This is a genomic window from Mycobacterium sp., assembly GCF_032162105.1.
In the GTDB taxonomy this organism is placed as follows: Bacteria; Actinomycetota; Actinomycetes; order Mycobacteriales; family Mycobacteriaceae; genus Mycobacterium.
Window position 1 is genome coordinate 1 of the sequence record NZ_JAVRPS010000097.1, and the last position, 9,430, is coordinate 9,430.

The 9,430-nt window shown below is 67.8% G+C and carries 8 protein-coding genes and 1 pseudogene; 5 read left to right on the forward strand and 4 right to left on the reverse strand.

What is annotated here, in order from left to right; all coding sequences use genetic code 11:
* From QOC69_RS04655 to QOC69_RS04665, 3 genes and pseudogenes are all read right to left on the reverse strand, one after another.
* A partial coding sequence (locus tag QOC69_RS04655) for a glutamine synthetase III family protein (protein WP_526436849.1) occupies positions 1 to 1,756 on the reverse strand: 1,756 nt, incomplete at its 3' end.
* 135 nt (positions 1,757 to 1,891) lie between these two features.
* Positions 1,892 to 2,056: pseudogene (locus tag QOC69_RS04660) on the reverse strand (PIN domain-containing protein); the annotation flags it as partial.
* Positions 2,057 to 2,066: 10 nt separating this feature from the next.
* Positions 2,067 to 2,285, reverse strand: coding sequence for a type II toxin-antitoxin system VapB family antitoxin (locus QOC69_RS04665; protein WP_526436863.1), 219 nt, complete (start codon positions 2,283 to 2,285; stop codon positions 2,067 to 2,069).
* Between the two features lie 91 nt (positions 2,286 to 2,376).
* Here QOC69_RS04665 and QOC69_RS04670 point away from each other — a divergent pair, with 91 nt between their 5' ends.
* The 5 genes from QOC69_RS04670 (at position 2,377) to QOC69_RS04690 (ending at position 8,640) form a co-directional block, all read left to right on the forward strand.
* The gene (locus QOC69_RS04670; protein WP_526436851.1) at positions 2,377 to 4,701 is read left to right on the forward strand and encodes an FdhF/YdeP family oxidoreductase; all 2,325 of its coding nucleotides are present in this window, start codon (positions 2,377 to 2,379) and stop codon (positions 4,699 to 4,701) included.
* The gene (gene fdhD / locus QOC69_RS04675; RefSeq protein ID WP_526436853.1) at positions 4,694 to 5,524 is read left to right on the forward strand and encodes a formate dehydrogenase accessory sulfurtransferase FdhD; all 831 of its coding nucleotides are present in this window, start codon (positions 4,694 to 4,696) and stop codon (positions 5,522 to 5,524) included. Before QOC69_RS04670 ends, fdhD begins: the two co-directional genes overlap by 8 nt.
* A gap of 158 nt (positions 5,525 to 5,682) precedes the next feature.
* Positions 5,683 to 6,993, forward strand: a complete 1,311-nt coding sequence (locus QOC69_RS04680; RefSeq protein ID WP_526436855.1) for a glycosyltransferase — start codon at positions 5,683 to 5,685, stop codon at positions 6,991 to 6,993.
* The gene (locus QOC69_RS04685; protein ID WP_526436857.1) at positions 6,986 to 7,333 is read left to right on the forward strand and encodes a hypothetical protein; all 348 of its coding nucleotides are present in this window, start codon (positions 6,986 to 6,988) and stop codon (positions 7,331 to 7,333) included. Before QOC69_RS04680 ends, QOC69_RS04685 begins: the two co-directional genes overlap by 8 nt.
* Positions 7,334 to 7,335: 2 nt before the next feature.
* Entirely contained in the window at positions 7,336 to 8,640 is a 1,305-nt protein-coding gene (locus QOC69_RS04690) for a nucleotide disphospho-sugar-binding domain-containing protein (RefSeq protein WP_526436859.1), read from the forward strand.
* Between the two features lie 127 nt (positions 8,641 to 8,767).
* Here the strand turns inward: QOC69_RS04690 and QOC69_RS04695 are convergent.
* A partial coding sequence (locus QOC69_RS04695) for an AAA family ATPase (protein ID WP_526436861.1) occupies positions 8,768 to 9,430 on the reverse strand: 663 nt, incomplete at its 5' end.

Below are 9,430 nucleotides of genomic sequence, written 5' to 3' on the forward strand. Positions count from 1 at the left end.
TGAAGACCTTGTACTTCTCGAACAGGGCCAGCGACTCGGGCTTGATCAGCTCGGGCAGCGCGTCGAGCGTCGTCTTCAGGTTCGGCAGCCCACGCTCGGCCGCCTCGATCTGCCAGTTGTCGGAGTATCCGTCGCCGTTGAACACCACCGCGCCGTGCTCGGTGATGATCTCGGTGAGCAATGTCTGCACCGCCTTGTCGAAGTCCTCGCCGTCGGCGACGGCCTTCTCCAGCACGGTGGCCATGTAGTCCAGCGAATCCGCCATGATCGTGTTGATCATCACCATCGGCACCGCGACGGTCTGACCCGAACCCGGCGCGCGGAACTCGAAGCGGTTGCCGGTGAACGCGAACGGGCTGGTGCGGTTGCGGTCGCCCGGATCGGTGGGCAGGTGCGGCAGGGTATCGACACCGATGATCATGGTGCCCTTGCCCTTTGACGACGTCGCCGCACCCTTGGCGATCTGCTCGAAGACGTCGGCCAGCTGATCGCCGAGGAAGATCGAGATGATCGCCGGCGGAGCCTCGTTGGCGCCGAGACGGTGGTCATTGGTCGCGGAGGCGACCGACACCCGGAGCAGGCCGGCGTACTTGTGCACGGCCCGGATGACGGCGGCGCAGAACACCAGGAACTGCGCGTTCTCGTGCGGCGTGTCCCCCGGCACCAGCAGGCTGCCCAGTTCGGCGTTGCCCAGCGAGAAGTTCACGTGCTTGCCCGAGCCGTTGACACCGGCGAAGGGCTTCTCGTGGAAGAGGCACTCCATGCCGTGCTTCTTGGCGATCGTCTTGAAGGTCGTCATCAGTAGCTGCTGGTGATCGGAGGCGATGTTGGCCCGCTCGAACATCGGGGCGATCTCGAACTGGCCGGGCGCGACCTCGTTGTGCCGCGTCTTGGCCGGGATGCCGAGCTTGAACAGCTCACGCTCGGTGTCCATCATGAAGCCAAGCACTCGCTCCGGCACGGCGCCGAAGTAATGGTCGTCGAACTCCTGCCCCTTGGGCGGCTTGGCGCCGAACAGCGTGCGGCCGGCATTGATCAGATCGGGCCGGGCCAGGAAGAAGTGCCGGTCGACCAGGAAGTACTCCTGCTCGGGTCCGCAGAACGACACCACCTTGTCGGGGTTGATGTGTCCGAATAGCGCCAGGATGCGTTCGGCGTGGGCACCCATCGCCTGCTGGCTGCGCAGCAACGGCGTCTTGTGGTCGAGCGCCTCGCCGGTCATCGAGACGAACACCGTCGGGATGCACAGCGTGTTGCCGTTCGGGTTCTCCAGGATGTAGGCCGGGCTGGTGACGTCCCAGCCGGTGTAACCGCGGGCCTCGAAGGTGTTCCGCAGTCCGCCGGACGGGAAGCTGGACGCATCGGGCTCGCCCTGGATCAGGACCTTGCCCGCGAACTCGGCCAGCGTCGCACCGTCGGAGACGGGCTCGAGGAAGCTGTCGTGCTTCTCGGCCGTCAGACCGGTCAACGGGTAGAAGACGTGCGCGTAGTGGGTGGCACCCTTCTCCAGCGCCCAGTCCTTCATGACCGCGGCGACCGCGTCGGCGATCGCCGGGTCCAGTTTGGCGCCCTTCTCGATCGTGGCAACGACGGACTTGTAGACCGACTTGGGCAGCCGCAACTGCATCTCGGCCTTGGTGAAGACGTTCGAACCGAAGATCTCGCCGGGCGCCTCGGCGGGGTCGAAGCTGATCGCCGGAGGCACGTACGCCTCAACGTTGTTGATCGCTTGCAGACGGACTGCGTTTCCGCTCAATGGAGTTCCTATCGCCGCATGCGTCCGCAACCGTTTCGCGGACCTAGACCGGCCAACATTAGGAGCGTGAAGTTCCGGGACTGTTACGCGCGCGTCACCGCCAGAATGCGTGTACTCGGCAAACTGCCGGACCACTCAGAGCAAGGGCAACGTCTGCAGTCCGCAATGCGCTGCGATGACCTCGAAGTCGCGGTCGCGGCGCGCCACCCGCTGATCGAGTCGGATCGCCATCGCTGCCACTAGGCAATCGATCATGCTGTGCACCGTCTGGCCGTGCCGCCTGCACTCCCGGCGAGGTATCGACGAGCACTTACTCGGGTTGGCGGTCGGCGAGCATAGGGTCGGCGTCCGAGAATGATTCGATCTCGTCGTTGGTGTAGTCGAACCCCGTGCCCCGCATCGCGAGCACTTCCTCGCGGGACCCTCGCTCACCGGCGAGTCGGCGTAGCGCGAGATCGACGGCGCTTCGCTTGGAATCGAGTCTGTACATCTTCATGACGACGGCGACCAGTTCGTCGTCGATGTCGATGTTCGTTCGCGCCTCTACACTGTCTTACACCTCGAGGTGTATGTGGGTGGCACTCGTCGCGGACCTGGGCGCGCTGGCTTAGATTGGACCCATGACCAGCCGCCGAGATCCCGACCGTGACGTCGACGCAGGCTTCGACGAGCACGCAACCGTGATCTCCGGGCCGGAGCACGAGGCGGCCGGGGTGAAGGCCGTGATGGTGTCGCTGCACCGCGGGTTGGAGCAGATGGGTCCGGTGCGCACCGCGGCCACGTTGTCGCGGCTGAACCAGCGGCACGGGTTCGACTGCCCGGGGTGTGCGTGGCCCGAGGAGCCGGGCGGCCGCAAGCTGGCCGAGTTCTGCGAGAACGGCGCCAAGGCCGTTGCGGAGGAGGCCACCAAGCGCCGGGTCACCCCGGAGTTCTTCGCGCGGCACTCGGTGGACGAACTCGCCGAGCAGCCCGAGTACTGGCTGTCGCAACAGGGCCGGTTGACCCATCCCATGGTGCTGGCGCCCGGCGACACGCACTACCGGCCGGTCGAGTGGGACGACGCCTACCGGCTGATCGCCGACGAGCTACGCAGCCTGGACAACCCGGACGAGGCGTTGTTCTACACGTCGGGCCGCACCAGCAACGAGGCCGCGTTCCTGTACCAGCTGCTGGTCCGCAGCTTCGGCACCAACAACCTGCCCGACTGCTCCAACATGTGCCACGAGTCGTCGGGGACGGCGCTGTCGGAGTCGATCGGCGTGGCCAAGGGCTCGGTGACGGTCGAGGACATCGTGCACGCCGACTGCATCCTGATCGCCGGACAGAACCCGGGTACCAACCACCCGCGGATGCTGTCGGTGTTGGAGAAGGCGAAGGCGGGCGGCGCGAAGATCATCGCGGTCAACCCGCTGCCCGAGGCTGGGCTGATGCGGTTCAAGGATCCGCAGAAGGTGAATGGGGTGGTGGGCCACGGAGTCCCCATCGCCGACGAGTTCGTCCAGATCCGCCTCGGCGGCGACATGGCGTTGTTCGCGGGGCTGGGCCGGCTGCTGCTCGAAGCAGAGGACCGCAACCCGGGTTCGGTGCTCGACCGTGCCTTCATCGCCGACCATTGCGCCGGGTTCGACGAGTACGAGAAGCAGGCCCGCGCAGTCGATCTGGACACCGTGCTGGAGGCGACCGGCATGGACCGCGAGCAGCTCGAGCGCGTGGCGCAGATGCTCATCACCTCGCAGCGGACGGTGTTCTGCTGGGCGATGGGACTGACCCAGCACCGGCACGCGGTGGCCACCATCGGCGAGGCCACCAACCTGCTGCTGATGCGCGGCATGATCGGCAAGCCGGGCGCGGGCGTGTGTCCGGTCCGCGGGCACTCGAACGTGCAGGGCGACCGGACCATGGGCATCTGGGAGCAGATGCCCGAGGAGTTCCTGGCCGCACTGGACACCCGGTTCGGCATCACCAGTCCGCGTACGCACGGCCACGACGTCGTCAACGCGATCCGGGCGATGCGCGACGGGCACGGCAGGGTGTTCATCGGCATGGGCGGCAACTTCGTCTCGGCCACCCCCGACACCGACGTCACCGAGGCGGCATTGCGCAGTTGCGCTCTGACGGTGCAGATCTCGACCAAGCTGAACCGCAGCCACGTCGTGCACGGGCGCACGGCACTCATCCTGCCGACGCTGGGCCGCACTGACCGCGACGTGCAGGCCGGCGGCAAGCAGCTGGTCTCGGTCGAGGACTCGATGTCCATGGTGCACCTGTCCCGGGGCAGCCTGACACCGCCGAGCGAGCACGTGCGCAGCGAGGTCGCCATCGTCTGCCAGCTGGCCAGAACCCTTCTGGGACCGGAGCATCCGGTGCCGTGGGAGCAGTTCGCGGACTCCTACGACAGCATCCGCGACGCCATCGCCGACGTGGTCCCCGGCTGCGCGGACTACAACACCCGGGTGCGCCAACCCGACGGCTTCCAACTCCCCCATCCGCCGCGGGACGCGCGCGAATTCCCCACCACTACGGGCAAGGCCAATTTCGCGGTGTACCCGCTGGAGTGGGTCCCGGTGCCGCCGGGACGGCTGGTTCTGCAGACGTTGCGCAGCCACGACCAGTACAACACCACCATCTACGGCCTCGACGACCGCTATCGCGGGGTGAAGGGCGGCCGCCGGGTGGTCTTCGTCAACCCGGCCGACGTCGCCTCGATGGGCCTCGCCGATGGCGCCCGCGTCGACCTGATCTCCGAGTTCACCGACGCGGCAGGCAACGTCGAGGAACGCCACGCCAAGGACTTCCTCGTCGTGCCGTACCCGACGCCCGTCGGCAACGCGGCGTCCTACTACCCGGAGACCAACCCGCTGGTTCCGCTGGATCACACGGCGGACAAGTCGAATACGCCGGTGTCCAAGGCGATCGTGATCAGGCTGGAAGCGGCTCGTGGGTAGGGTCACCGCGCGACGGCGGGCCAGCCACCTCACCGCCGAGACCGTCACCACCCGGCCCGAGACCCTCGCCGTGGAGGAGCCGTTGGAGCTGCGCATCAACGGCGCCGCCATCACCGTCACGATGCGTACGCCCGGTTCCGACGTCGAACTGGCGCAAGGGTTTCTGCTCACCGAGGGCGTGATCGGCCAACGCGACGACATCGCCCGAGTCGAGTACTGCCGCGGTGCGGGAGACGATGGCGCCAACACCTACAACGTGCTCGACGTGAGCCTGGCCCCGGGTGTTTCGATGCCCGAGGTCGACGTCACCCGCAACTTCTACACCACGTCGTCATGCGGGGTGTGCGGCAAGGGCTCCATCGACGCCATCCGCACGATCAGCCGCCACTCACCCGGCGACGACCCGACCGTGGTCGCCGCCGAGACGCTGTCGGCGATGCCCGACCAACTCCGCAGCGCGCAGCGCGTATTCGCCAGCACCGGCGGCCTGCACGGCGCCGCCCTGTTCGACGCCGACGGCACCATGCTCGTCGTGCGGGAGGACATCGGGCGGCACAACGCCGTCGACAAGGTGATCGGCTGGGCGGTCGAACACGAGCGGATACCGCTGTCCGGAACCGTGCTCCTGGTGAGTGGGCGCGCGTCCTTCGAACTCACGCAGAAGGCCGTCATGGCCGGCATCCCGGTGCTCGCCGCGGTCTCCGCGCCGTCCTCGCTGGCCGTCGATCTGGCCAGCCAGGCCGGCCTCACCCTGGTGGCGTTCCTTCGCGGCGAATCCATGAACGTCTACACCCGACCGGACCGGGTCAAGCACGCCGGATAGCCCGCAAGCGGCCCATCTACATCGACGTTCTTCGCGCAAGCGGCTCGTCTACCTGCAATCTCCACCCGATCTCCACACAACCTCCAAGCCCGACGACCCCGTGGTCGCGAGTATCGAATCCGTCGATACACGCATCAGACAACGAGGGAGACATCACCGTGGCGGAGATTCTGATCGCAGCGTGCCCACCCATCGGACACGTCGCCCCACTGCTCAACGTGGCCCGCGCCCTAGTGAGTCGCGGAGACGACGTCACCTTCCTGACGTCGGCCCGGCATGCCGACAAGGTCCTGGCCACCGGCGCGAATCCGCACCCGCTGCCCTACGGCGCCGACTACGACGACACGTCGTTCGATGCCGACCTGCCCGGCCGCGTCGACACATCCGGCATTGCGCGGGTCAACTTCGACGTCAAGCACATCTTCGTCCGGCCGCTGCCGCATCAGGCCGCTGCGCTGGACGAGTTGATGGCCGCACACCACTTCGACGCCATCCTGACCGACGCCTTCTTCCTCGGCATCCTGCCGATGCTGCTGGGTGAGCGCACGTCCCGACCACCGATCCTGACCTACTCCACCACTCCCCTGTTCCTGACCAGTCGGGACACCGCGCCGGGCGGCACCGGCATCCTGCCCGGCACAGGCGTGTTCGGCCGACTGCGGAACCGCGCGCTGAACCTGGCCACGCAGAAAATCCTGCTGCGCCCGTCGCATCAAGCCGCCGAAACCATGCTGGAGGCGCTGGGTCAGCCGAAACTGCCGGTGTTCGTACTGGATTCGGCCATCCTCGCCGACCGGCTGATCGTCCCCACGATCCCGGAGTTCGAGTACCACCGCAGCGACCTGCCCGGCCACGTGCGGTTCGTCGGCGCGGTCACCCCCGAACCTGCCGAGGACTTCGCCGCCCCGCGGTGGTGGAAGGAGTTGTCCGCCGACCGCCCCGTCGTGCACGTCACGCAGGGCACCATCGACAACGCCGACCTGAGCAGGCTGATCGAGCCGACCATCCACGCACTCGCAGACGAGGACGTCACGGTGGTGGTGACCACCGGCGGGCGCCCGATCTCTCAGTTGCGGAACCCCTTGCCGCCGAACACGTTCGCCGCCGAGTTCATCCCGCACGACATGCTGCTCCCGTCGGTCGACGTCATGGTCACCAACGGCGGGTACGGCGCCGTGCAGCGAGCGCTCATGACGGGCGTGCCCCTGGTAGTCGCCGGCAACACCGAGGACAAGCCGGAGGTCGCCGCGCGGGTGGAGTACTTCGGTGCGGGCGTGAACCTGCGCACCGGCGTGCCCACCGCGGCCGAGGTGCGCCGGGCCGTGCGCGCCGTGCTCAACGACGACACCTACCGGCAGTCCGCAAGACGCCTGCAGGCGGCCTACGGCCGTCGCGACGGCGTCAATGAGATCGCCGCACTGGTCGACGAGGTCATCGCCGAGCGACGGGTGGGGGCCCAGCATGCCTGAGGAATTGACCCTGCCCCTCATCGCGGCGGGAATGCTGGTCTGGTACCTGGTCTGCGCACTGCGCCAGCGCCGCACCGAACGCTCCAACGAACCCATGCTGGTCTGGCGCGAGGCGAGGGCCAGCGGCTGGTCGGAGTGGCACGAGCTGACCGCGGTCGCTCCGTCGGCCGACTACACGAGCGTGCTGTCCGCCGTTCGGGCGCGCGCGACTCCGGACGCGACGGCCGTGCAGTTCGCGTCGGTGGTTCAGCCCGCCGACGCACCGGCATACACCCTGCGGGTGCTGTTCATGTCGGCCGTGCGCGAGGCCCGCGACCCCGTCCTCGCGATGGCGAAGTAACCATGGCCGAGATTCTCATTGCCGCGCTGTCCCCCGTCGGACACATCGGCCCGCTGCTCGCCGTCGCGCAGGACCTGGTTGCCCGTGGTGACAGCGTCACCGTGATGACGGGTGCGGCACACAACGACACCGTCCACGCCACCGGCGCCCAGCCGCATCCGCTGCCCGCGATCGCCGACTTCGACGACTCGGCGTTCGACTCGTCGAGTCGCGGCAGGACGTCGGTGATCAAGTCGCTCAACCGCGGCATCATCCGACTGTTCCTGGCCCCGATGCCGCATCAGGCCGCCGAGTTGACCGCGGCGATGGCCCGAACCCGCTTCGACGCGGTCATCGTCGACTACGGCTTCTTCGGGATCATCCCGTTTCTGCTCGGCGACCCGGCCGACCGACCGCCGGTGCTGTACTACACGCCGACCCCGCTGATGTTGTCGAGCCGCGACACCGCCCCCAACGGCATGGGCCTGCTTCCCGGCGTCGGCCGGTTGGGGCGGCTGCGCAACCGTGCGCTGAACCTGTTCTCGCACAAGGTGGTCCTTCGGAAGGCGCACCGGACCACCAACGCGATGCTCGCGTGCCTCGGGGCGCGCCGGCTTCCGGTGTTCCTGCTCGACGTCGGCGTGCTGGCCGAGCGCTTCATCGTGCCGACGGTGCCCAGCTTCGAATACCCGCGCAGCGACCTGGCGTCCAACGTCAGGTTCGTCGGTGCGGTGCATCCGCAGTCGCCGCCGCACCGCTACGCTCCGCCCCGCTGGTGGACCAGGCTGGACGACGATCGCCCGGTGGTCCACGTCACCCAGGGCACCGTCGACAACCACGATCTGTCCCGGCTGATCGAGCCGACCATCGAGGCCCTCGCCGGTGAGGACGTGACGGTCGTGGTGACGACGGGCGGCCGCGACGTCGGCGACATCAACGTGGCGTTGCCGTCGAATACTCACGTCGCCGAATACATTCCGCACGACGTCCTGCTGCCCAGGGTCGACGTGATGGTCACCAACGGCGGGTACGGCGCGGTGCAGCGCGCGGTGTCGACCGGGGTGCCGCTGGTCGTGGCGGGCAGCACCGAGGACAAGCCGGAGGTCGCGGCGCGGGTCGCGTGGTCCGGGGTGGGGATCAACCTCAAGACCGGCACTCCGTCGCCGTCGATGATCCGCCGCGCGGTGCACGAGATCCTCGACGACGGGCCCTACCTGCATCGTGCCCGGGAGTTGGAGGCGGCCTTTGCCCAGCGGGACGGAATCGCCGAGATCGCCGCGCTCGTCGACGAGGTGGTTCAGGAACGACGTCCCGCGGTCAAGCGATGAGCTGCTCGGATCCGTTCTGCCGCCCGCCGCAGCCCGTCGGCGCGCCGGACTCCCCAGTGACGGCGGCGTTGACTGCACTCAGGGTCGTGAATCGCGCCGATTCACAGCCCTCAGTGCATTCAAAAGGCTAGGCGCTCTTGTCGCGGCGCTCGGTGCGCGACGGCTTGCGCGGCACGATCGTCGGCAACACGTTGTCCTCGACGGTCTCCTTGGTCACGACGACCTTGGCGACGTCGTCGCGGCTCGGGATGTCGTACATCACCGGCAGCAGGACTTCTTCCATGATCGCGCGCAGACCACGGGCACCGGTGCCGCGGTGGATGGCCTGATCGGCGATCGCTTCCAGCGCCTCCTCGGTGAACTCCAGCTCGACGCCGTCCATCTCGAACAGCCGGTTGTACTGCTTGACCAGCGCGTTCTTGGGCTCGGACAGGATCTTGACCAGCGATTCCTTGTCCAGGTTGGTCACCGAGGCGACAACCGGCAGGCGACCGATGAACTCCGGGATCAAGCCGAACTTGATCAGGTCCTCGGGCATGACCTCGGCGAAGTGGTCCTGGGTGTCGATCTCGGCCTTGGAGCGCACCTCGGCGCCGAAGCCAAGCCCGCGCTTTCCGACGCGGTCGGCCACGATCCTCTCGAGCCCCGCGAACGCGCCTGCCACGATGAACAGCACGTTGGTGGTGTCGATCTGGATGAACTCCTGGTGCGGATGCTTGCGCCCGCCCTGCGGCGGCACCGACGCCTGGGTGCCCTCCAGGATCTTGAGCAGCGCCTGCTGCACGCCCTC

What these genes read in the sequence shown, in the direction of transcription:
- QOC69_RS04670 (WP_526436851.1), top strand. Translation starts at nt 2,377, where the DNA reads ATGACCAGCCGCCGAGATCCCGACCGTGACGTCGACGCAGGCTTCGAC.
- QOC69_RS04685 (WP_526436857.1), top strand. Translation starts at nt 6,986, where the DNA reads ATGCCTGAGGAATTGACCCTGCCCCTCATCGCGGCGGGAATGCTGGTC.
- QOC69_RS04690 (WP_526436859.1), top strand. Translation starts at nt 7,336, where the DNA reads ATGGCCGAGATTCTCATTGCCGCGCTGTCCCCCGTCGGACACATCGGC.